Below are 23,075 nucleotides of genomic sequence, written 5' to 3'. Positions count from 1 at the left end.
TCGGTGTTAGCGGTGGGGGTGCGGCGGCATTACGCCGCTTGTTGATTCGCAGGTGCGGGAGTGGCCTGTTGTTCGCCGTTGAGCCACACCATCTTGGCGCGCAGCTTCTTGCCCACTTCCTCGATCGGGTGCTCCAGGTCGGCCTGCTTGAACTTGGTGTAGTTCGGCAGGCCGGCTTCGTATTCGGCCACCCAGTTCTTGGTGAAGGTGCCGTTCTGGATGTCGGTCAGCACGTCCTTCATGCGCGCCTTGGTGCTGGCGTCGATCACGCGCGGACCGCTGACATAGTCGCCGTATTGCGCGGTTTCGGACACGAATTCCAGCATGCGGGTGATGCCGCCCTCGTAAAACAGGTCCACGATCAACTTCAGTTCGTGCAGCACTTCGTAGTACGCGATCTCCGGCTGGTAGCCGGCTTCCACCAGCACTTCGAAACCGGCCTGCACCAGCGACGAGGCGCCGCCGCACAGCACTGCCTGCTCGCCAAACAGATCGGTTTCGGTCTCTTCCTTGAAGGTGGTCTTGATGATGTTGGCGCGCGCCCCGCCCAGGCCGCCGGCATAGGTCAGCGCGAACTGCTCGGCCTTGCCGCTGGTGTCCTGGTAGACCGCGTAGATGCACGGCACGCCGCGACCGATTTCGTACTCGCGACGTACCAGTGCGCCCGGGCCCTTCGGCGCGACCAGCACCACGTCCAGGTCGGCGCGCGGGGTGATCATGTCGAAATGCACGTTCAGGCCATGCGCGAACAGCAGGCAGGCGCCCTGTTTCATGTTCGGGGCAATGACCTCTTCGTAGAGCTTCTTCTGCACCATGTCCGGGGTCAGGATCGCGACCAGGTCGGCACTCTTCACCGCCTCGGCCGGTGCCACGACGGTGAAGCCGTCGGCCTGGGCCTTGGATTCGGTCGGGCCACCGGCACGCAGGCCGACGGTGACGTCGAAGCCGGAATCGCGCAGGTTCAGCGCATGCGCGCGGCCCTGGCTGCCGTAGCCGATGATCGCGATTTTCGGTTGGGTGTCGTTGCTCATGGAATGTCCTTGCGGGGTTGGCAGTAGAGAGGGGTGGCGGATCAACGGGTCAGCCGGCAGTGCGCACACTGGCCGGCCGAACACAGCGGGGATGGACGATGGCACTGCGCATGCGCGCGCAATCACCAGCGCGCCGGTGGGCGCGCGTGATGGGCATTGCGGCGATGTCAGTGATGTCGTTCATGTCATTCGAAACTTTTGGTGGTCCCTGAAACGCGAAACCCCGCGCCGTTGCCGGTGCGGGGTCTGATCGAAGCCTTGTGTGTCTGTTGCCTACACGAAGTCCCGTCCCGCAGCGGTTGGCGAGGTAATAAGTACGAGCACGAGAAGCGACGCTGCCGACGCGCCGATGGGCGCGGACACTGGGGCGTTCGAGGTGGTGTGGCGGTGCGGCATGCGACTGAGATAACCACCGCTGCCGTGCGGGTGTCAACCCTTGCGCATGAAACGGCCGCATCAATCGGCGCTGTGTCGCGTGAAACCGCGTGGCAGCAGCATGGTTGCTGTTGAAACCGCATCGCTGCAGGGCGGTAACGGGCGATGCGAGTCACTAAATGCGCGGCATTTGTGCTGGCAGACAGTGCTCACCGAGCGAGTCGGCCCGACCCGCTGGTATGGTTGGCCACTCACCTGTGGTGTCCGGGGATCTTCTGTCATGCGTCGCGTACCTGTGTTGTTAATGTCTGCCCTGGCGCTGCTTGCGCCACCTCTGAGTGCTGCCGACCGGATCACCGGGCAGCCGTTCGCCACCCGCTCGGAAGTCATCGCCCCGCATGCGATGGCGGCGACTTCGCAGCCGTTGGCCACCCAGATCGCGCTGGATGTGATGAAGGGCGGTGGCTCGGCGGTGGATGCGGCGATCGCCGCCAATGCCGCGCTGGGGCTGATGGAACCGACCGGCAACGGCGTCGGCGGGGATCTGTTCGCCATCGTCTGGGACCCCAAGACCAGCAAGCTCTACGGCTACAACGGCTCGGGCCGCTCGCCCAAATCGCTGACCCTGGCCGAGTTCCAGCGCCGTGGGCTGAAGGACATCCCGCCGACCGGCCCGTTGCCGGTGTCGGTGCCGGGCGCGGTGGATGGCTGGTTCGCGTTGCATGAGCGCTTCGGGCGCAAGCCGATGGCGCAGAACCTGGCCCCGGCCATCCGCTATGCCCGCGAAGGCCATCCGGTGGCCGAGACCATCGCCTATTACTGGGACCGTTCGGTGCCGCGCCTGTCGCAGTACCCCGGCTTCAAGGAGCAGTTCACCATCGACGGCCACGCCCCGCGCAAGGGCGAGCTGTGGAAGAACCCGAACCTGGCCAATACCTTGCAGCAGATCGCCGACGGCGGCCGCGATGCGTTCTACAAGGGCGACATCGCCCGCACCATCGGCGCCTACTTCAAGGCCAATGGCGGCTATCTGAGCTATGAGGACATGGCCAGCCACCAGGGCGAATGGGTGGAACCGGTCAGCACCAACTACCGCGGTTACGACGTATGGGAGCTGCCGCCCAACAGCCAGGGCATCGCCGCGCTGCAGATGCTCAACATCCTGGAGGGCTACGATTTTTCCAAGATCCCGTATGGCTCGGCCGAGCACGTGCACCTGTTCACCGAAGCCAAGAAGCTGGCCTTCGCCGACCGCGCGCGCTTCTATGCCGACCCGGCCTTCCAGCCTGCGCCGCTGGGCAGGCTGGTGTCCAAGGAGTATGCCGCCCAACGGCGATCGCTGATCTCCATGGACAAGGCGCTCAAGGAGGTGCAGCCCGGCACGCCCAGGCAGCTGGAAGAAGGCGACACCATCTACATGACGGTGGCCGATGCCGACGGCATGATGGTGTCGTTGATCCAGTCCAACTACCGCGGCATGGGCAGCGGCATGGCGCCGCCGGGGCTGGGCTTCATCCTGCAGGACCGTGGCGAGATGTTCGTGCTGAAGAAGGACCACCCCAACGGCTATGCGCCGGGCAAGCGGCCGTTCCAGACCATCATCCCGGCATTCGTCACCAAGGACGGCAAGCCATGGCTGAGCTTCGGGGTGATGGGCGGGGCGATGCAGCCGCAGGGCCACGTGCAGATCGTGATGAACCTGGTGGACTTCCACATGAATCTGCAGGAAGCCGGCGACGCGCCGCGCATCCAGCACGAAGGCTCCACCGAGCCGACCGGGCAGGCCACCGCGATGAGCGACGGCGGCGAGCTCAACCTGGAAACCGGCTTTTCCTACGACACCATTCGCGCGCTGATGCGCAAGGGCCACCGGGTGATCTTTGCCGATGGTCCGTATGGCGGGTACCAGGCGATCGCGCGCGACCCGGCCAGCGGGGTGTATTACGGTGCGTCGGAAAGCCGCAAGGACGGGCAGGCCGCCGGTTACTGACGACCGGGAAAGCGCTTGCGGGTGCGCGGCGCCGCTCAACTCCAGCGGCGGCGCGCCGCTAATGATCGTGATGGATTAGGAGTTCCCATGAGCTCGATGCAACCGCGCGATCCGCCGTCGCAAACGCAGGCGGCGCTGCTCCCCGATGCACCGGTCGCGCTGCTGCGGCTATCGGCCGAGGCCTGCGTGGTGGCCTGCAACCGCGCCGGTCTGGATGTCCTGGGCAGGACCGCCAGCGAGCTGCAGGGCGCGCCGGCGTCGGTGCTGTGGGGACTGGATGCGGCCGATCTGGTCGGCGAAGACGGCGTGTGGGCCGCGCCGGGCGACGACCCCGCCCGGCGCGTGCGCTATGCCCGCGACCGCGAGCACGGTGGCTGGATGCTGTCGCTGCCGCACGTGGAAACCGCGATCCTGCTGCGCGAAGCCACCCGTCTGGCCGAAGACAGCCGGCCGGTGCCGATCTCGCCGCTGCTGCAGCCGTTGATGGCGCGGCTGCAGGCCGAACACGAAGACCGCACCGTGCTCGAGCGCACCGCCCAGGCGCTGGCCGGCTGCGCGCTGGAACTGTTGCTGCCGCCCGGGTTGGCTGAGACCGAGATGGGCCGCCGGCTGCAGGCCGGTTTCGGCAATCTGGCCGAGGCGATCCGCCAGGCAGTGGCGTTGTCGGTGCAGATCGCTGCCGAAGTGCCGCCGCTGGTGGCCGAAAACGACCAGATGGTGCGTCAGTCGCAGGCGCAGACCGAGGCGCTGGATGGTGCGCGGACTGCGGTGGAGCGCTTGTCGGCCAGCCTGCAGGACGTCAATGCCGAGCTGGGGCAGGTGATCGCACTGGCTGCCGGCGCCGACGAAAGCGCACGGCAGGGCGTGGCGGCGGCGCACGCGCTGGGCCAGGCCATGCATGAGGTGGAGCGTCGCGCGGCGCGTGCCGGCGAGGTCATCGAAGTCATTGACGCGGTGGCGTTCCAGACCAACATCCTGTCGATCAACGCCAGCATCGAAGCTGCGCATGCCGGCGATGCCGGGCGCGGGTTTGCGGTGGTCGCCACCGAGATCCGCCGCCTGGCCGAACGGGCGGCAGCGGCAGCGCGCGACGTGCGCGCGATCCTGGCCGAAACCAGTGCCGCAGTGGGCGAGGGCGCTGCCTCCGCGCGCGGCACCGAAGCGGTGCTCGATGGCATCACCCGCGTGCTCGGCCAGGCCAGCAGCGCGATGACCACGGTGGCCGGGCGGATCCAGGCGCAGGACGGCGAGATCCGCGGCATCGAACGTGCCGTCGATGGCGTGGTGGCGCTGGGCCGCAGCAATCTGCAGCATGCCGCGCACGTGGCCGAACGCAGCGAGGCGCTGGAGCGCGGCACCGAAACCCTGCGCGACTGCGTGGGCCTGTTCCGTCTGCCGGCCGACCCGCTGGCAGTGCCCAGGCACGCGCGCGTCAAGGAACTTGCCGTGGCGACCGCCGGCCGCATCGGCACTGCCTTGGCGCAGGCCATCGCACGCGGCCAGATCGACGAAGCGGCGCTGTTCGCACGCAGCTACACGCCGATTGCCGGCGTGGAGCCGGCCAAGTTCAGCACCGACTTCGATGCGCTGTGCGACGAGGTGTTGCCCGCCCTGCAGGAGCCACTGCTGGATGCGCATCCCTGGATCGTGTTCGCCATCTGCGCCAATCCCGATGGTTATGTGCCCACGCACAACCTGCGCTTCACCCAGCCGCTGACCGGCGATCCCAAACGCGATCTGGTCGGCAACCGCACCAAGCGCAAGTTCACCGACCGCGTCGGCCGCAGCGTGGGCGCGCATACCGACCCGTACCGCCTGCAGGTCTATCGCCGCGACACCGGCCAGATCATGTTCGACCTGTCGGCCCCGGTCTACGTCGGCCGCAAGCACTGGGGCGGCTTGCGGGTGGGCTATACGCTGGACTAGCTCGCCTGGTTACTGCGGCGCGGCAGATACCGTACTGGATGTCTTTGCCGCAGTGCTGCCATCCAGCTGCTCGGCCAGGAAGCGTTCGAGGGTGCGATAGAACGTGATCTGGTTGGCCTCCTTGTAGAAGCCGTGTCCTTCCTTGGCAACGGCCATCCACTGCGGCGCGTTGCCGCTGCGCGTCAATGCCGCGCGCAGGCTCTTGGCCTGTGCAAAGGGGGCACGTTCGTCCTCTTCGCCGTGCACGAGCAGCACCGGCACCTTGATGCGGTCGGCCAGCGTCACCGGGGAGTGCGCCGCCAGTTCGGCCGCGTCACGGCCGATGGCGCGCTCCAGATAATTCAGGCCGTAGTCGCTGCGGTTGATGTCGCCCTTGCTGTACATCATCTGCAGATCGTAGATGCCGGCCACGCCGACCGCGCAGCGGAACAACTCCGGCGCCTTGACCTGCACCATCATGGCGGCATACGCGCCGAAGCTGGCGCCATAGCTGCAGATACGCGTCTGATCGGCGAGTCCCTGGCTCACTGCCCAGCGAACGCCGTCGATCAGGTCGTCCTGGATACGCTCGCCCCACTGGCGGTACCCGGCGCGCTCGAACCGGTTGCCTCGACCCAGGCCGCCGCGGTAATTGACCTGCAGCACCAGATAGCCGCGGCTGGCCAGGAACTGGGCATCGGTATCGAAGGCCCAGCCATCGCCATCTGCATGCGGTCCCCCATGCGGCAGCAGGATCATCGGCAGTCGCTGCCCCTTTGCAGCAGCGGCGGGGACGGTAAGCACGCCGTCCAGGATCAACCCGTCGCTGGCTTGAAAGGTCACCATGCGCCGCTCGTTCATCTGCGCCGCCTGCAGCGCACTGCGTGCCTTGATGACAAGTTTCAGCGTGTTGCTTGGCCGGTCGAAGATGTACCAGGCCCCGGCATCGCGGTCGCTGTAGGCCCGCAGCAGCAGGCCGTTGCCGTCCTCGGTGAAGTTGATGAAGTCCACGTACTGGCCGGCCAGGGTCTGGCTCAAGCTCCGGTGCAGCTGCGCTTCGGCAGTGTCCTGCTCGACATAGCGCAATGTCGGTCGCCCGGGTCCCAGTCGTGCAGCAAACGGCGTTTGCGGTGCCGGGCCCCACTGCAGATCGTCCACGCTGTAAAACGGATCCGACGCGAGCACGCTGCGCTGCTGGCCGTCTGGATCGCTGGCCACCAGGACTGCCGGGCCGCCGGCCTCGCTGTACCAGCCGTAGACACGGCCCGGCTGCCGTGCAAATGCGATCGGTCGCCAGTTGGCCTGGACCTGGGTCATCGGCGACCAGCCATTGCCCGATCGGCGGAACAGCAACGGGTTATCGTTGTCGTCGGTGCCGTAGGCGTAGTGCGCCACGCCATCGTGGTCGAGCACGAAGCGCAGATCGGGAACGTCGATATCGGCCATCAGGCGATGGGTGGTGGTACTGGCATCGACGTCATAGAGCATCGAGTGGCGCGAATCCAGCGACAACCGCCGCATGTAGAAGTGCCCGTTGCGGCGGCTCGGCAGGCCCTCGATGTAGCCGAACCCGCGCTCCAGCCCCGCGTTGCGGGTGCTTTGCAGGTAGCCGTACACATAGCGCTGATTGCTGCCATCCAGGTCGGTGGCGATGATCTCGCCCATCGGCATGGGCTCTTCCAGCGAGCCAAGCTTGCGCCCCTTGCCGATCACCAGCCGACGGTCGCTGACCCAGGCAATGCGTACCGGCAATTCATAGCGCGGCAGGCGCAGCATCGTGGTCGATTGCATGCCGGCGATGCGATACACCACCAGCGCGTAGTTGCCGTCGCCCAGATCCGCGCTGACCGCCAGATGCTTTCCATCCGGCGACATTGCCGGCGAAGAGATCGGGCCGGATTCGACGAAGGCCTCTGCAGGCGGCGGAGGGGTGGCCTGCGCGGTCACCGAGCACACTCCCATCAGCAGCACTGCTGCCCAGCCAAACCGGTGCATCCCTTGCATCTGCGTCGTCCGTCCCCTGTTTCACAGAACGATAACGAAGTGGCGACCGCTGTGGCAAGGGGGAAAAAAAGCCGCCGAAGATCGGCGGCAGGGAGAGAGAACAGGTTTCTTGTTGTAGTGACTGCAGGCTAGCGGTGCGATGCGCCGTGGAAATGTCCTTGCATGGCACCATCGCGCTGCTGCGTGCCAGGCGGCCGGTGGCGTGGCAGTCCTGGCACATGGACAACGACTTCCCGACGGGGGCGTTGTGACAACCGGTGTGTCCAGGCAGCGGACCGTGACAACACTGCGTTGGTCATCGCCAGGCGAGCGCGGCCGCTGCACGTAGCGGCATGCACCAAGCGCGCATCTCGTCGCCGAGCGCGGTGCCGACGGCTGGCGCCATTTTTTCGCCGCGCAGGGTGCGATGTGGTTTAATCGCCGCCGAAGTGGGGGTACCGCAGTGCGCTGCGGTTGAGACAGTCCCTTCGAACCTGATCCGGCTGATACCGGCGTAGGGAAGCTTCGTTAGATGCGATGGTCCGTGCCGTGCACGGGCGCATCGCCATTGAGCGCCGCCGCTTCGTCCGCCTGCGACTCCTTCGCAGAGCCAGCGCCGTGGGTGCTGGTTTTCCAGCACACAGGACGAATGCCATGAATGCCGCGCCTACCGTTTTGCAGCAACAAGCCCGGTCGCTGTCCGGGGCCGTGACCCAGCCGATTCCAGGGTCCCGCAAGATCTTCGTGCAGGGCTCGCGCGCCGACCTGCAGGTGCCGATGCGCGAGATCGCATTGACCCGCACGCCCACGCTGTTCGGTGGCGAAGACAATGCCCCGCTCAGTGTCTACGACACCTCCGGGCCGTACACCGACCCGCATGCCGCGATCGATCTTGCCGCCGGCCTGGCGCCGCTGCGCGCGCGCTGGATCGCCGAGCGCGACGACACCGTGGCGTTGGACGGCCTGAGTTCCAGCTTCGGCCGCGGCCGCGAGCACGATGCGCGCCTGGATGCGGTGCGTTTCCCCGCACGGCACCTGCCGCGGGTGGCGCGCGACGGTGCCAACGTCACCCAGATGCATTACGCGCGGCGCGGCATCATCACGCCGGAAATGGAGTTCGTGGCGATTCGCGAGAACCAGCGCCTGGAAGCGGTGACCGACGCGATCCTGCGCAAGCAGCATCCGGGCGAAGCCTTCGGTGCCGCGATCCAGCAACGCATCACGCCGGAGTTCGTACGCGAGGAAATTGCCCGCGGCCGCGCGATCCTGCCCAACAACATCAATCACCCGGAAAGCGAACCGATGATCATCGGTCGCAATTTCCTGACCAAGATCAACGCCAACATCGGCAACAGCGCGGTGTCGTCCGGTATTGCAGAAGAGGTCGAAAAACTGGTGTGGTCGATCCGCTGGGGCGGCGACACGGTGATGGACCTGTCCACCGGCAAGCACATCCACGAAACGCGCGAATGGATCATCCGCAACTCGCCGGTACCGATCGGCACGGTGCCGATCTACCAGGCGCTGGAAAAGGTCGACGGGCGCGCAGAAGAGCTGACCTGGGAGATCTTTCGCGACACCTTGATCGAGCAGGCCGAACAGGGCGTGGATTACTTCACCATCCATGCCGGTGTGCTGCTGCGCTACGTGCCGCTGACGGCCAAGCGGGTGACCGGCATCGTCTCGCGCGGCGGGTCGATCCTGGCCAAGTGGTGCCTGGCCCATCACAAGGAAAACTTTCTCTACACGCACTTCGAAGACATCTGCCAGATCATGAAGGCCTATGACGTGGCGTTTTCGCTGGGCGACGGCTTGCGCCCGGGCTGCATTGCCGATGCCAACGATGCAGCGCAGTTCGGCGAGCTGGAAACGCTGGGCGAGCTGACCAGGATCGCCTGGAAGCACGATGTGCAGACCATGATCGAAGGCCCGGGGCATGTGCCGATGCAGTTGATCAAGGAAAACATGGACAAGCAGCTGCGCGAATGCGGCGAGGCGCCGTTCTACACCCTGGGGCCGCTGACCACCGATATCGCACCCGGCTACGACCACATCACCAGCGCGATCGGCGCGGCGATGATCGGCTGGTTCGGCACTGCCATGCTTTGCTATGTCACGCCCAAGGAGCATCTGGGCCTGCCCAACCGGCAGGACGTACGCGACGGCATCATGGCCTACAAGATTGCCGCGCATGCGGCGGATCTGGCCAAGGGGCATCCCGGTGCGCAGGTGCGCGACAACGCCTTGAGCAAGGCGCGTTTCGAATTCCGGTGGGACGACCAGTTCCATCTCGGGCTGGATCCGGAAAAGGCCAGGGAGTTCCATGATGAAACCCTGCCCAAGGACGCGCACAAGCTGGCGCACTTCTGCTCGATGTGCGGGCCGCACTTCTGCTCGATGAAGATCACCCAGGACGTGCGCGACTACGCGGCCGAGCATGGCATGGGCGAAGCGCACGCGCTGTCTGCGGGGATGCAGGAAAAGTCGGCGCAGTTCCTGGCAGAGGGGGCGCAGGTCTATCGCGCCACATGACATGTGGCATCGGCGATGCAGTGCCGCAAAGCGGACAGCTTGCTTAAGGAGAATTCAGTTTCGGCTTAGGCAGATCACGACGCGGTGCGCAAGTGCCGCGTCAACCGGCGTCCTGCAAGCGGTTACATTCCGCAAGCATTTCACGGCATTTGGCTGAATCGCAGATAAAAAAATCGCGCCAGGGGCGCGAAGGGGACATCGTAATTATTTGAATTCGTCGGCGAGAGAGAGAGCCTGACGTCGCCACCTGTCGTAGGGAAGCAACGAGGCATAGAGTAAAATTTGCACCAAATGGATGCATGACACAGTTGGTTGTGGTCCTTTGCTGAATTTGGCGTTTCGCGCGAACTGCGTGATGCGTTCTTTGTAGTCCTTGCATGCCGATGCGTCTTCCTGCCGATGAGTGTTCCTCCCGCTAATGCGATGCCATCGGACCGGTTGCGTGTCGGCCAGTGCGTGGTCGATGTCGCCTCGCGCGAGGTGCATGCGCCCGGCGCCAGGCGCCCCGCGCGGCTGGCGCCGAAGTCCCTGGCGGTGCTGCTGACGCTGGCGCGGCAGCAGGGCCAGGTGGTGGCGCGCGAGCAACTGCTGGCCGAGGTCTGGCCCGACACTTTGCCGACCAACGATGTGGTGACCCAGGCGGTCACGCAACTGCGCAAGGCATTGGCCAGCGACGGCAGCCAGCGTTTCGAGCATATCGAGACCATCGCCAAGACCGGCTATCGCCTGCTGGCGCCGGTCGCGTGGGAGCAGCAGGTGGACAGGTCGGCCGATGGCGCCGCGCGTGCACCGGCTGCACCTGCATCGGCCGATGTGCTTGGCGACCGCGATCACACAGCCGGCGCAGCGGCCACTGCCGCGGCGGAGCCCAGCCCGGCAATCCGGCAGCCCCCGCCATTGGTGCCGCCGGCGCCATCGGTGCCGGAGATGGCACGGCAGCGCCGATGGCGGGCCTTGGCAGTGGCCGGCGTGGCCTTGCTGGTGGTGCTGGCGGTGCTGGGGCTGGCAGCACGGACACTATGGATGCGGGCGCCAGCCCAGGACACCACGGTGGCCTCGGCGGTGCCGGGCAGCCCCAAGCGCCCTTACCAGATCATCACTGCGGGCGGCGGCTTCGATCTCACGCCCAGCCTGTCGCCGGATGGAGCGATGGTGGCCTACGCCTCGTTGATCAGCGATCGCGCGGGCACCTCGATCCTGGTCAAGACCACCAACAACGCTTATCCGCGCGTGCTGGAGACGCCGGCAGCCGGCGTCTCCGATCGGCTGCCGGCCTGGTCGCCAGACGGACGCCAGATCGCCTTCTCGCGGCAGGCGCCCGATGGCAGCTGCCGCATCATGATTGCCGCTGCAAACGGCCCGGCCGCCGCACGCGAGGTGGCGCGCTGCGATGGCGCGGACATGCTGAGTTTCAGTTGGTCGCCGGACGGCCGTGCCTTGCTGTTCGGCAGCATGACCGGCGCGCACGGTGCGCTGCGCATGCGTCGGCTGGAGCTGGAAACCGGTCAATGGCAGCCGCTGAACTACAGCGCGCAGCCGACCGATTTCGATTACATGCCGCGTTATTCGCCGGACGGGCACTGGATCGTCTTCCTGCGCAACCCGCAGCTTGGCGATCTGTGGCGCATTCCGGCAGGCGGCGGCACTGCCGAGCGACTGACTCACGACAACGCCGATATCCGCGGCTGGAGCTGGTTGCCCGACGGCAGTGGCCTGATCTTCGGGCGCCGCGTGGACAGCGAGGCACGGCTCTATCGGCTCGATCTGGTCGACCGCAGCCTGCATGACATGGGCGTGGACGATGCGCAGGCGCCGGACGTGGCGCATGGCCAGCTGGTGTTCGTGCAGCGCAAGCCGCAATTTGGCGTGTATCAGGTCATTCACGACCCCATGAATGGCGGCTACATCCGTCGCCGGCTGTTTGCCTCCAGCGGGCGCGACGACCAGCCGATGATCGCGCCGGACGGCCGCCAGCTGATCTTTGCCTCCAACCGCTCCGGGGCGTACGGCCTGTGGTGGGGCGATGTCGGCAAACCTGGCTCGGTGCGCCTGATCGAAGGCCTGCGGCCGGATGCGCGCCAGGCCGCCGACTGGTCGTCCGACTCGCAGCGCGTGCTGGTCAGCGGAAGCGACGCGCAGGGGCACGCGGCGCTGTTCGAGGTGACCCCGAGCACCGGCAAGGCGGTGCGGCTACCGGTGCCGCAGGCGCGACCATTGCAGGCGATCCATCTTCCCGATCCCGACCGGTTGCTGGTCGTGGCTGCAGCGGATGACGGTCGTACCTTCGCCACCCTCTACGACAGGCGCAGCGCTCCCTGGCGCGCGCTGGCATCGTTGCAGGACGTCTCGCAGGCGCGGCTGGACCGCGTCAGTGGCCAGGTGTTACTGACGCGGCTGACCGGCGGTGGGCTATGGCAGGTCGCTCCGTCGCTGGCGGCCGACACCTTGCAGCCGGTCGATCCGCACCGGCCATCGCGCTGGCGCTATCGCAGCTGGGCGCCCGGTGCGCGCGGTCAGGTGCATTACCTGTCGTCCACCGACACCTGCGCCACTTATGACAGCGACCTGCATGCCGGGGCAGGGCGTTGCCTGGATGTGGCCAAGTACACCACCATCAACGGCTTCAGCGTGGATCAGCGCAGCGGCGCGCTGTACGTGGCACTGGCGGAGGAAGATGGCAGCTCGATCGCCTTCATGCAGTTGCCGGAACGCCTCGCCACGCCCCTGGGTGTCGTGTCCAACCTGTTGATCGTATTGCGGAAAATCACCTCGTAAATTCTTCGGAAAGACTTCGTGGCAATTTCGGCAGACCTTCGTCGGAACTTCCTGACTCACGCCAGATTCGGCAAAACACTACGCCCTCTTTTGTACAGGGGGCTGCCACCATGCAACAGGTCATCACCGCAGATCGCGGACTCGCACTTTCATTGGACGGTGCCAGCGAGCCGACGTCGACGACCTGTCTGGCCGTCTCGCGCCTGGGCAGCATCCGCACCGCCGCCACGACCTTCACGTTGTGGGTGCAGTTGCGCGGTCGCGCCTGGGTGGAGTCGAAGGAAGGCCGCTTCCGCCTGCGTGCCGGCGACTGGATCGCCTTTGACAAGGAATCGCATCCCACCGTGCAGGCCGACCGCAGCGCGCTGTGTGTCGGCGTCAGCCTGGATGGCGACAGCCTGCAATCGCTGACCGAGTTGACCGATGCCACCCTGTATCCGGGGCGCAGCCAGCTGTCGCGCGGCGATCTGCGGATTGCGCTGCGCCTGTGGCGCAACGCGGCCGCGCAGAACGGCGGCGCATCGGCGCGCCCACTGTTGCTGCATCTGGCCGCGATGCAGCGCGACTTCATCGCGCAGGAGCAGCGCTGTCCTGGACGCTCGCGCAGTCGCCGCCGGCAGGTGTTCGGTCGCATGCAACGCGCACGGCTCTATCTGGAAGGCAACAGCGACCGCGTCGTGCGCATCAGCGAGCTGGCGCAGCTGACCAACTTCTCCAGCTGGTATGTCTCCAAGACGTTCCAGAGCCTGTACGAGGAAAGCCCGCAGGCCCTGTCGGCACGTCTGCGCCTGGAGCGCGCCTCCGACCTGCTGCGCGACACCTCGATGATGATCGGTGAGGTTGCGGCCGCAAGCGGCTTCGACAACTGCTGCAGTTTCGCGCGGGCGTTCCGCGCGCGTTTCGGTGTCTCCGCATCGCATTACCGGGACCAAACGACAAATCCGCCAGATTCGGCAAAGCCACGGAACGTGACGCGCAAAGCGACGATGTTCACGCAATCGTAATTTGCACAGGGGCGCTTAACGCGCCACTAACGAACCCTGGAGAGATTGATGAACCTTCGCACCTCCGCAGTGCGGCTGGGCCTGTTGCCCGCCGGTATTGCGATCGCGTTGACGCCGGCTTTTGCCGCCAATGCACAAGAGCAGTCCGCCCCGTCGACCACGACCCTGGACCGCATCGAAATCACCGGCTCGCGCATCCGCTCGGTCGACGTCGAAACCGCACAGCCGGTGTTCACCGTCAGCCAGCAGGACATCCAGAAATCGGGCCTGGTCAGCGTCGGCGACATCCTCCAGAACCTGTCGATTGCCGGTACCCAGACCTTCAGCAAGGCCGCGGTGCTGAGCTCCAATCCGGAACAGGGCGGGCAGTACGTCAACCTGTACAACCTGGGTGAGAACCGTACGCTGGTGTTGGTGAACGGCAAGCGTTGGACCAGCAGCCTGGCAGGTTTGAGCGACATGTCGACCATTCCCAGCTCGCTGATCGACCGCATCGAAGTCCTCAAGGACGGTGCCTCGGCGATCTACGGCTCCGACGCCGTGGCCGGCGTGGTCAACATCATCCTGCGCCAGAACTACGAGGGCGCTGAAGCGTCGGCGTACTTCGGCCAGAACGGCCGTGGCGACGGTTCCAAGGAGCAGTACTCCTTCACCGCCGGCACCACCACCGACCGGGCCTCGCTGGTGTTCGGCGTCAACTACACCCAGGAAGATCCGGTGTGGGCCAAGGATCGGGCGCTGACCCGTTACTCGGCCGGCCCGAACCATATCGAAGACAGCCTGAGCGCAACTGGCCCGTGGGGTCGCTTCAACGATCCGCGTGCAGTGGGAACTCCAGGCGCAGGCAATTATCTCGACACCGACGGCAACGTTGTCGGTGCTGGCCAGGGCACGTGGTCGCCGAACCAGTGGGTGCTGAATCACACCGGTTCCTTCGACGGCAAGGGCGTTGGCGCTGATTCGCGCGACCTCTCCAACTATCACGTTGGCGCAGGCGTGGACGACTATTACAACTCCGTCGACCAGATGATGTTGCAGCAGTCCAGCAAGAACAAGTCGGTCTTCACAAGCGGCAGCTACAACATCACCGACAGCATCACCTTCAAGTCCACCGCGATGTACTCCGAGCGCGAGTCCAACCGGCAGATCGCCGGTTACCCGCTGCAAGCCACGTCGCAGCCGCAATTCCCGGTGGCGATCAGCGGTGCCAGCTACTACAACCCGATCGGCCAGGACATCAACAGCTGGTTCCGTCGTACGGTTGAGTTGCCGCGCACCACCGAAAGCAACGTCAAGTCCACCCACTTCGATGCAGCGCTGGAAGGCGTGTTCGATGTCGGCAGCCACGGCTGGAACTGGGACGTGGGCTTCAACTACAACAAGTACGACGTGACCCAGGTTTCGCGCGGCAACATCAACCTGCTGGCGCTGCAGAAGGCACTGGGCCCGTCGTTCCTCAATGCGCAGGGTCAGGTGCAGTGCGGTACCGCGGCCAGCCCGCTGCCGCTGGGCACCAGCAATGCGCTGGGCCAGTGCACCCCGTTCAACATCCTGGGCGGCCCGTCGGCCTCCACCCCGAATGCGCTGCAGTACATCAATGCACTGGGTCAGTCCACGCAGCAGAGCCTGAGCAAGCAGTGGACCGCCAACGTCACCGGCGGCCTGTTCGACCTGCCGGCCGGTGAGCTGGGCTTCGCTGCAGGCTTCGAACACCGTGAGATCAGCGGGTACGACTATCCGGATCAGCTGTCCAGCGCTGGTTACACCACCGATCTGGCCGCGCAGGCCACCGAAGGCAGCTACCAGACCAACGAAGCCTACCTGGAGCTGTTGATTCCGGTGCTGAAGGATCTGCCGGGCGCCAAGGAACTGTCGTTCGACGTGGCCGCGCGTTACAGCAACTACAGCCGCTTCGGCGATACCACCAACAGCAAGTTCAGCTTCACCTGGAAGCCGATCGACGACCTGCTGGTGCGTGGTACCTACGGCACCGGCTTCCGCGCGCCGACGCTGGCCGACACCTTCGGTGGTGGCTCGCAGACGTTCGATACCTTCACCGATCCGTGCGATGCGACCTTCGGTTCGCTGGGTACCGGCAGCGTGGCAGCACGTTGCGCAGGCCAAGTGCCGGCTGGTTTCCGCCAGACCGACACCGCAGGCAATCCGGTCACCCGCCGCGACGTGCAGGGCAATGCGCCGTTCAACTCGGGCGTGGGCAATGCCGAGCTGGAGCCGGAACGCAGCATCACCCGCACCGTCGGCATGGTCTACAGCCCGCATTGGGTGCAGGGCCTGGACTTCTCGCTGGATTGGTACCGCATCTCGATCTCCAACATCATCACCGCGCTGACGGCCAATGATGTGCTGAACAACTGCTACCTCAACAATCTGGAAAGCTACTGCGCCGATTTCGGCCGCGATGCGGTGACTGGCCAGGTCACCACGTTGAGCCGTGGCAACGTCAATCTGGGCCGCCTGGAAACCGAAGGCTATAACTTCGGCGTGCGTTACCGCATGCCAGAAACCGCCTACGGCAAGTTCGCCGTCAACCTCGACACCAACTACCTGGCGACCTACAAGTCGCAACCAGAAGCCGGTGCAGAGTGGGAAAACAGCGCCGGCTACTGGAACTTCCCGCGCGTGCGTGCCACCTTGGGTCTGGACTGGTCGCTGGGTGCGTTGTCGGCCAACTGGAACCTGCGCTACTACGGCGGTTTCCGTGATTACTGCTGGGATGCAGCCGCAGGCATCGAGTGCAACAACCCGAACTACCAGACCCCGAATCCGGGCTGGGGCGGTGGCACCGGTTCCAACAAGAAGGGCTCGATCTCCTACCAGGACGTCTCGGTTACCTGGCAGGCTCCGTGGGATGGCAGCGTGACCGTTGGTGCCCGCAACATCTGGAACAAGCAGCCGCCGATCACCTACTCGATCACCAACAGCAGCACCGCGGCGATCGATCCGATGCTCGACTACGACCGCTTCCTGTTTGTGCAGTACAACCAGCGCTTCTGATCACCGAAGCGTCGTAAGGATTGAAAAAACGGGCCGAAAGGCCCGTTTTTTTTGTTTCCGGAGAGTGAGTGGGGACAAGGTCTGGCAAGCGCTGGCGCTGCCATGCCCGTCGTGTGTCTGTCTGCCTGAGCATGCGCTGCACCGTGCTGGGATGACCAGCGCGCTTGCTGGCTTGCTGCACGTCGCCGCGCCAGTCATGTGGCGATATCCATGCAAATCGCGAGCGCGGTGATGCATGCGCAGACAAGCAGCATCGCGCCATGACTGCATTTGCGTTCTCGCAAACAGGCAAAGAAAAAGGCGCGACCAGGTCGCGCCTTTCCTGTTGCATCACCCTGGTGCCGTCCTCAGGCCTCGGCAAGCCCCAGCAAGGTATCGGCCTGCTCGCGCCAGGCCGGCAGGCGGGTGAGCACGCCGACCTTGGACAGGTACTCCTCGTCCACGGTTTCGCCGCTGGCCAATGCGGTCGCCACATGCACCGCGCCGGTCACCCAGAAGCTGCGCAGGCTGGAGCGCTGCGGGTGACGATGGAAGGCCACCGCTTCGATGATCGGCATCGGCAGGCCCCAAAGACCGAGCAGGTACGCGCCGGCTTCGGCGTGGCCCAGACGATCGTCGCCGCCTTCCGTTGGCGGTTCGCGCTCGTCGCGCACGCCGGGCAGCAACAGGCCGATGTCGGCCAGCAGCGCCGCGGTGGAGCCGAGTTCTGCGCTGGTGGGCGGCAACACCTTGGCTGCCAGTCGTGACGAGAGCAGGGCGCGGCGCTGCAGCGCACTGCGCTCGGCCGGGGTCAGTGTCTGTACCGAAAACACCTCGCTGGCCAGGACCAGGTCGCGCAGCGTGGCCACGCCCAGGCGGGTCACTGCGGTGCGCAGGTCGGTGATGCTGCGGCCGCCGGAGAAGAACGCGGAATTGCACAGCTGCAGCACCTTGGCCGCAATTGCCGGATCGCCGGCGATCAGCTTGGCGATGTCGGCCGCATCGGTGCCTTCTTCCTCTTCCAGCGCATGCATCAGGCTCAGATACAGGTGCGGCGGCGACGGCAGTTTTTCGATCCGGCCGATCGCAGCGCGCAAGCGCGGATTGCCGAGCAGGTCGCGCAGTTCTTCCAGGCTGGTGATGGCTTCAAGCAGGACTTCCGGGGCCAGCGGCATCGGCAGGAAGCGGTGCGCCACGCCGATGATGCGCGCCGGCGGCGTGCGCTGGCCGTCCTGGGCGTCGATCAAGGCAATACGGATGGTGTCCGGCCGCAGCGTGCGGATCTGCCCCAGCAACGTGGCGGAAGTGAGGTCGGGCAGGACGGGAGCGACGATGACCGCATCGAATGGCGACAACGCAGCCGCTTCGATCGCCGAATTGCCGTCGGCCACCTGCTGCACCTGCCACTGATCACCCAGATCGGCGACGTAGTCGCTCAGTTCGGACGGAAGGCTGGCTTCGTCCCCAACAAACAGAATACGCAAGACACTTCCCCAAGAGTCACCGGTGACAGACACCGGCCAAACGCTGTCGGCAATGTACCCAATCTGCCGCCGGCGGTCACCGGGATCACGCCGGAAGCGTGATCCCGATCGCCCCGCGGTTGCGGGGCTGCATCACGCTCGTTGGATCAGGGTGCGTCGGAATTATAGCGTTCCACCGACTCCACCAGGATGCGCTTGGCCTCGGCCGCGCCGCCCCAACCGTCCAGCTTGACCCACTTGCCCTTCTCCAGGTCCTTGTAATGCTCGAAGAAATGCCCGATGCGCTCCATCCAGTGGCTGGAGACCTGGTTGATATCCTCGATATGCGCGTAACCGGAAAAGATCTTCTCGATCGGCACCGCCAGGATCTTTTCGTCGCTGCCGGCTTCATCGCTCATGCGCAGCACGCCGACCGGGCGGCAACGCACCACCGAGCCGGGGACCAACGGCAGCGGCAGCACCACCAGGACGTCGGCCGGATCGCCGTCGCCGCACAGGGTGTTGGGCACATAGCCGTAGTTGCAGGGGTAGCGCATCGGGGTGGAGAGGATGCGGTCGACGAAGATCGCGCCGCTGGCCTTGTCCACTTCGTACTTGACCGGTTCCGAGTCCTTCGGAATTTCGATGACGACGTTGATTTCTTCCGGCAGATTCTTGCCAGAGGTGACCAGTTCAAGACCCATGCGCGTAACTCCCGAGGCGTCATCTAGTGTGTGGAGCGCGATTCTACGCGTTCGGCTGTTGCGGTGCAGCGACACTGAATGGGCGATGTTCTGACTGCCGGGTGCGGCATAGCCCGCATTCATCCCGGGAAGCTCCCTGATCGTCGTGGCCCGGGGCGTGGCGCACGCTGCAGACTCCTCCACTGCTCGGGAACTGCCATGTTCAAGCCTGTGCGTTTGCTTCTTGTGCTGCTGCTCTCCGGTGCTGTCCAGCTCGCTGGCGCGGCAACACCTGCGTCGCCGCCGACCTACGTCGATGCGGTGGACTGGCCCGCCAATGGCGAGGGCTGGGAGGCCTTCGTCGATCTGGAGCAGCGGTTGGAACACGACTTCGACCAGATCTGCGGCGACACCTTCTGCGGCGGTGAATTCAGCGACTACCAGTCGCTGCGCTTCCGCTGCTCGGTGCATCGGGTGAGCGGGGTGGTGCGCAGCTGCATCTGGACCTTCGGCGCCAGCGAGGTCAGCGTCGATCCCGGCAGCGGATACCTGCGCTCGGACAGCCGGGTCTGGCGCTGCACGGCGCCACTGAAGGCCGGGACGCGGCTGGACGAGATGTATCGCACCCTGGCGGTGAACAACCCGCTGTTCGAGCCACTGCCCGGTGGCGCGCCGCCGATCTACGATGGCTTGATCGGCTGCCTCTGAGGACATGCGGCACCGCAGGCTGTTGCGCGGTGCTGCCTGGTGCAGGGATTGCGTCCGGTCAGGGTAGGGCAGGGCAGCGGGGCAGGCGCGGCTGTCGCGATCGGGCCATGCAGCACGCCAGCACCGCCGGCCGCAGGCCAACGGGGCCGGCCCGCAGTGGCCGTCAGGTAAGCGCTGCCGGCGTTGTAAGGCCTGGCGCGGTGTAGGGGACCCGGACGTGCGTTGGCACGTTCCGGGTCCCACCGCGTTAGCTTCGGCCGGATCGCGGCTTGCGGCAGGTCGCCCTCAAAGCAGCGGCACCAGCAGCAGGGCCACGATGTTGATGATCTTGATCAGCGGGTTGATCGCTGGACCGGCGGTGTCCTTGTAGGGGTCGCCCACCGTGTCGCCGGTGATGGCAGCCTTGTGCGCCTCGCTGCCCTTGCCGCCGAAGTGGCCGTCTTCGATGTACTTCTTGGCATTGTCCCAGGCGCCGCCGCCGGTGGTCATCGAAATCGCCAGGAACAGGCCGGTCACGATCGTGCCGATCAACAATCCACCCAGTGCGCGCGGTCCGAGCAGCAACCCGACCACCACCGGCGCCACCACCGGCAGCAGCGAGGGCAGGATCATTTCGCGGATCGCCGAGCGGGTCAGCATGTCGACCGCACGGTCGTACTGCGGCCTGGCGGTGCCGGCCATGATCCCCGGAATCTCGCGGAACTGGCGACGCACTTCCTCGACCACCGCGCCTGCCGCGCGCCCCACCGCTTCCATCGCCATCGCGCCGAACAGATACGGGATCAAGCCGCCGATCAGCAAGCCGATGATCACGGTGTGGTCGGACAGGTCAAAGGCGAAGACCTGGCCGGGATTGGCCGCCTGCAGGTTGTGCGTGTAGTCGGCAAACAGCACCAGCGCGGCCAGGGCGGCCGAGCCGATCGCATAGCCCTTGGTGACCGCCTTGGTGGTGTTGCCCACCGCATCCAGCGGATCGGTGATGTTGCGTACTTCCGGCGGCAACTCGGCCATTTCGGCGATGCCGCCGGCGTTGTCGGTAATCGGCCCGTATGCATCCAGCGCAACGATCATGCCGGCCATCGACAGCATCGCAGTCGCCGCGGTCGCAATGCCGTAGAGGCCGCCAAAATGAAACGCGCCCCAGATTGCCGCACAGACCGCAATGACCGGCAGCGCAGTGGATTTCATCGAGACGCCCAGGCCGGCAATGATGTTGGTGCCGTGACCGGTGGTGCTTGCGGCGGCCACGTGCTGCACCGGCTTGTACTGGGTGCCGGTGTAGTACTCGGTGATCCACACGATCAGGCCGGTGAGGACCAGCCCGATCAAGGCGCAGACATACAACGATGTTGCACCGTGTGCGTTGTCGCGCATCAGCGACTGGGTGATCGGCCAGTAGGCCAGTGCGGCCAATACGCCGGAGACGATCACGCCCCTGTAAAGCGCGCCCATGATCGAATCGCCCGCCTTGACCTTGACGAAGCCCGCGCCCACGATCGAGGCGATGATCGATACGCCACCGAGCACCAGCGGGTACAGCACCGCATGCGGACCGGTTTCGGCCAGGGTCAGGCTGCCCAGCAGCATCGTGGCGATCACGGTGACTGCATAGGTTTCGAACAGATCCGCTGCCATGCCGGCGCAGTCGCCGACATTGTCGCCCACGTTGTCGGCGATCACCGCCGGGTTGCGCGGATCGTCCTCGGGGATGCCGGCTTCCACCTTGCCGACCAGATCCGCGCCCACGTCCGCACCCTTGGTGAAAATACCGCCACCCAGGCGCGCGAAGATCGAGATCAGCGACGAGCCGAATGCCAGCCCCACCAGCGCATGCAGGTTGCGCTCCAGCGGCAGTCCCAGCGCCTGCAACAGCGCGTAATAGCCGGCGACGCCGAGCAATCCCAGGCCGACCACCAGCATGCCGGTGATGGCACCGCCACGGAACGCCACATCCATCGCAGGGCCGATGCCATGCCGCGCGGCCTCGGCCGTACGGACGTTGGCGCGTACCGACACGTTCATGCCGATGTAGCCGGCCAGCCCCGACAGCACCGCGCCGATCGCAAACCCGCTGGCGGTGTACCAGCTCAAAAACAGCCCGACCAGGACGAACAGCACGCCGCCGGCAATCGAAATGGTGAGGTATTGCCGGTTGAGATACGCGCGTGCACCTTCCTGGATCGCGGCGGCGATCTCCTGCATGCGTGCGTTGCCGCTCGGCTGCGCGATCACCCAGCGTGCAGACACCCCCCCATAGACGATTGCCAGGACCGCACAACCCAGCGCGAGTAACAACCCGTAGTGTTCCAGCATGACCCCTCCCAGCGAATGGATGTCGTCCGGTCGGACGAACCAAGGGCGATGCACGCAGCGAGTGGAGTGGCGAATACGGACTCGACGGCCATGGGGCCGTAACGCGCGTCGCGATGTTCGGGTGGCCGGATTGCGGGCGAGTATGCGCCGCGCCTTGCGCCGCTGCCACCACCGCGGGCTTTGGCGCGTCGTTCAGTTGCGGCATGACAGCCTGCGGCCAACGTGATCGAGCCGATCCAGGAGTGACGATGTCGAACCATGCCGCAAAATATGCCGTGACGATCGCTGCAGTCTTGCTCAGCGCCCAAGCGCTCGCTGCCGAACCGACGCCGGAATTGAAGCAGCGCCCAGCCGGCACCGCCCAAGCGGTCGGCGCCGTGCACACCCTGCGCCAGATTCCCGAAGCCTGCGCACGCCTGGAGGGCGTGTTCACCGGCAATGCTGCACAGCCGTATACATTGTCGGTGGTGCGCAGCAGCCCCACCTGCCAGCCGCGCGCACGCTTCGTGGACTTCGCCAAGGCCACGCCCAGCGTCGCATCTGGCTGGATCTTCAACGATGTGATCCGCGTCCCCAGTGCGGCCTGCCCCGCGCAGCAGGCGGTGGTGCGCGTCTGGCGCAAGCCGGTAGATGCCAAACCACAGCTCGATGGCCAAGGCCAGTCACGCATCTACCTGGAAGATGCCAAGCAACAAGCCGCCGCCGGCAAGATCCCGCAGGTACCGATGTTCGCTGCGCAGCAGACGATGGAAGGCAAGGCCTGTCAGTAAGAGCGGCGAGGAGGCCTGCTTCGCAGCCGTCAGGTGGATGCGGCTGGTGTTCGCGAGTGGCATACATAACTTGCATGCCCAGTACTCGCCATACGCATCCACCTGGCAGATGCCTGCCGCTTTTGTCAGCCGCTTACAATTAGTAGGTGGTCACCGCCAGCGTGTCGACTCCCCTCAATTCAATGCCAGCTAAAACTAGAGGTCTGCGGTTGATGTTGATCACGGAACTCGGTGGGCGTTAGCCCGCCCAGGCTGTCGTGCGGGATCTGCTGGTTGTAGTCGGCCAGCCAGTGTTCGGTCTGTTTGCGGACCTCGCTCAGCGTGCGGAAGANGGGCGTTAGCCCGCCCAGGCTGTCGTGCGGGATCTGCTGGTTGTAGTCGGCCAGCCAGTGTTCGGTCTGTTTGCGGACCTCGCTCAGCGTGCGGAAGATATGCATGTCCAGCACGCCGCGCCGGTAGCTGCCGTTGAAGCGTTCGATAAAACCGTTTTGCATTGGACGCCCAGGCTCGATGAAGTCCAAGGCGATGCCCTTGCGATCGGCCCACTCG

13 protein-coding genes, 1 pseudogene and 1 riboswitch are annotated in these 23,075 nt (G+C 65.5%); of the genes and pseudogenes, 8 read left to right on the top strand and 6 right to left on the bottom strand.

Features of this window, described 5'->3' with window-relative positions; genetic code table 11:
• Positions 1-29: 29 nt before the first annotated feature.
• A complete protein-coding gene (gene ilvC / locus C0541_RS16480; RefSeq protein WP_115049945.1) occupies positions 30-1,031 on the bottom strand; it encodes a ketol-acid reductoisomerase in 1,002 nt (333 codons plus the stop codon).
• 655 nt (positions 1,032-1,686) lie between these two features.
• Between ilvC and ggt the strand changes: the two genes are divergently transcribed.
• Together ggt and C0541_RS16470 are read left to right on the top strand one after the other, a co-directional pair.
• A complete protein-coding gene (gene ggt / locus C0541_RS16475; RefSeq protein WP_115049943.1) occupies positions 1,687-3,396 on the top strand; it encodes a gamma-glutamyltransferase in 1,710 nt (569 codons plus the stop codon).
• Positions 3,397-3,483: 87 nt separating this feature from the next.
• Positions 3,484-5,322 (top strand): methyl-accepting chemotaxis protein, encoded by a 1,839-nt coding sequence (locus tag C0541_RS16470; RefSeq protein ID WP_161960108.1) that lies wholly within the window; start codon positions 3,484-3,486, stop codon positions 5,320-5,322.
• Between the two features lie 9 nt (positions 5,323-5,331).
• On the opposite strand, the gene C0541_RS16465 is transcribed toward C0541_RS16470, so the two are convergent.
• The gene (locus tag C0541_RS16465; RefSeq protein ID WP_115049941.1) at positions 5,332-7,305 is read right to left on the bottom strand and encodes a prolyl oligopeptidase family serine peptidase; all 1,974 of its coding nucleotides are present in this window, start codon (positions 7,303-7,305) and stop codon (positions 5,332-5,334) included.
• Positions 7,306-7,725: 420 nt separating this feature from the next.
• A riboswitch (TPP riboswitch) is annotated at positions 7,726-7,823 on the top strand.
• Between the two features lie 115 nt (positions 7,824-7,938).
• Here C0541_RS16465 and thiC point away from each other — a divergent pair.
• The 4 genes from thiC (at position 7,939) to C0541_RS16445 (ending at position 16,610) form a co-directional block, all read left to right on the top strand.
• Positions 7,939-9,816 (top strand): phosphomethylpyrimidine synthase ThiC, encoded by a 1,878-nt coding sequence (gene thiC / locus C0541_RS16460; RefSeq protein ID WP_115049939.1) that lies wholly within the window; start codon positions 7,939-7,941, stop codon positions 9,814-9,816.
• Between the two features lie 423 nt (positions 9,817-10,239).
• A complete protein-coding gene (locus tag C0541_RS16455) occupies positions 10,240-12,591 on the top strand; it encodes a winged helix-turn-helix domain-containing protein (RefSeq protein ID WP_115049937.1) in 2,352 nt (783 codons plus the stop codon).
• Positions 12,592-12,701: 110 nt separating this feature from the next.
• Positions 12,702-13,595, top strand: coding sequence for a helix-turn-helix domain-containing protein (locus C0541_RS16450; protein ID WP_115049935.1), 894 nt, complete (start codon positions 12,702-12,704; stop codon positions 13,593-13,595).
• Between the two features lie 48 nt (positions 13,596-13,643).
• Positions 13,644-16,610 (top strand): TonB-dependent receptor plug domain-containing protein, encoded by a 2,967-nt coding sequence (locus tag C0541_RS16445; protein WP_161960107.1) that lies wholly within the window; start codon positions 13,644-13,646, stop codon positions 16,608-16,610.
• A 347-nt stretch (positions 16,611-16,957) separates the two neighbouring features.
• Here C0541_RS16445 and C0541_RS16440 read toward each other — a convergent pair whose 3' ends face one another.
• Both C0541_RS16440 and ppa read right to left on the bottom strand, forming a co-directional pair.
• Positions 16,958-18,106: an HDOD domain-containing protein gene (locus C0541_RS16440; protein ID WP_161960106.1), complete on the bottom strand. Its 1,149-nt coding sequence runs from the start codon at positions 18,104-18,106 to the stop codon at positions 16,958-16,960.
• A 113-nt stretch (positions 18,107-18,219) separates the two neighbouring features.
• Positions 18,220-18,756, bottom strand: a complete 537-nt coding sequence (gene ppa, locus C0541_RS16435) for an inorganic diphosphatase (protein WP_005990841.1) — start codon at positions 18,754-18,756, stop codon at positions 18,220-18,222.
• Between the two features lie 198 nt (positions 18,757-18,954).
• On the opposite strand from ppa, the gene C0541_RS16430 reads away from it, so the two are divergent.
• Positions 18,955-19,443, top strand: a complete 489-nt coding sequence (locus tag C0541_RS16430) for a hypothetical protein (RefSeq protein WP_115049929.1) — start codon at positions 18,955-18,957, stop codon at positions 19,441-19,443.
• A 285-nt stretch (positions 19,444-19,728) separates the two neighbouring features.
• Here C0541_RS16430 and C0541_RS16425 read toward each other — a convergent pair whose 3' ends face one another.
• A complete protein-coding gene (locus C0541_RS16425) occupies positions 19,729-21,756 on the bottom strand; it encodes a sodium-translocating pyrophosphatase (protein WP_115049927.1) in 2,028 nt (675 codons plus the stop codon).
• A 248-nt stretch (positions 21,757-22,004) separates the two neighbouring features.
• Between C0541_RS16425 and C0541_RS16420 the strand changes: the two genes are divergently transcribed.
• Positions 22,005-22,526, top strand: a complete 522-nt coding sequence (locus tag C0541_RS16420) for a hypothetical protein (RefSeq protein ID WP_115049925.1) — start codon at positions 22,005-22,007, stop codon at positions 22,524-22,526.
• A 287-nt stretch (positions 22,527-22,813) separates the two neighbouring features.
• Here the strand turns inward: C0541_RS16420 and C0541_RS16415 are convergent.
• Positions 22,814-23,075 (bottom strand): annotated as a pseudogene (locus C0541_RS16415) (integrase core domain-containing protein); the annotation flags it as partial.

It is taken from the genome of Xanthomonas arboricola, assembly GCF_003353015.1.
In the GTDB taxonomy this organism is placed as follows: Bacteria; Pseudomonadota; Gammaproteobacteria; order Xanthomonadales; family Xanthomonadaceae; genus Xanthomonas; species Xanthomonas arboricola_E.
The sequence above is the reverse complement of the archived record's forward strand: the minus strand, read 5'-3'. Positions and strand labels throughout refer to the sequence as shown.

Coding starts and splice junctions, on each gene's coding strand:
- ilvC (WP_115049945.1), bottom strand. CDS start 1,031: ATGAGCAACGACACCCAACCGAAAATCGCGATCATCGGCTACGGCAGC.
- ggt (WP_115049943.1), top strand. CDS start 1,687: ATGCGTCGCGTACCTGTGTTGTTAATGTCTGCCCTGGCGCTGCTTGCG.
- C0541_RS16470 (WP_161960108.1), top strand. CDS start 3,484: ATGAGCTCGATGCAACCGCGCGATCCGCCGTCGCAAACGCAGGCGGCG.
- C0541_RS16465 (WP_115049941.1), bottom strand. CDS start 7,305: ATGCAAGGGATGCACCGGTTTGGCTGGGCAGCAGTGCTGCTGATGGGA.
- thiC (WP_115049939.1), top strand. CDS start 7,939: ATGAATGCCGCGCCTACCGTTTTGCAGCAACAAGCCCGGTCGCTGTCC.
- C0541_RS16455 (WP_115049937.1), top strand. CDS start 10,240: ATGCCATCGGACCGGTTGCGTGTCGGCCAGTGCGTGGTCGATGTCGCC.
- C0541_RS16450 (WP_115049935.1), top strand. CDS start 12,702: ATGCAACAGGTCATCACCGCAGATCGCGGACTCGCACTTTCATTGGAC.
- C0541_RS16445 (WP_161960107.1), top strand. CDS start 13,644: ATGAACCTTCGCACCTCCGCAGTGCGGCTGGGCCTGTTGCCCGCCGGT.
- ppa (WP_005990841.1), bottom strand. CDS start 18,756: ATGGGTCTTGAACTGGTCACCTCTGGCAAGAATCTGCCGGAAGAAATC.
- C0541_RS16430 (WP_115049929.1), top strand. CDS start 18,955: ATGTTCAAGCCTGTGCGTTTGCTTCTTGTGCTGCTGCTCTCCGGTGCT.
- C0541_RS16425 (WP_115049927.1), bottom strand. CDS start 21,756: ATGCTGGAACACTACGGGTTGTTACTCGCGCTGGGTTGTGCGGTCCTG.
- C0541_RS16420 (WP_115049925.1), top strand. CDS start 22,005: ATGTCGAACCATGCCGCAAAATATGCCGTGACGATCGCTGCAGTCTTG.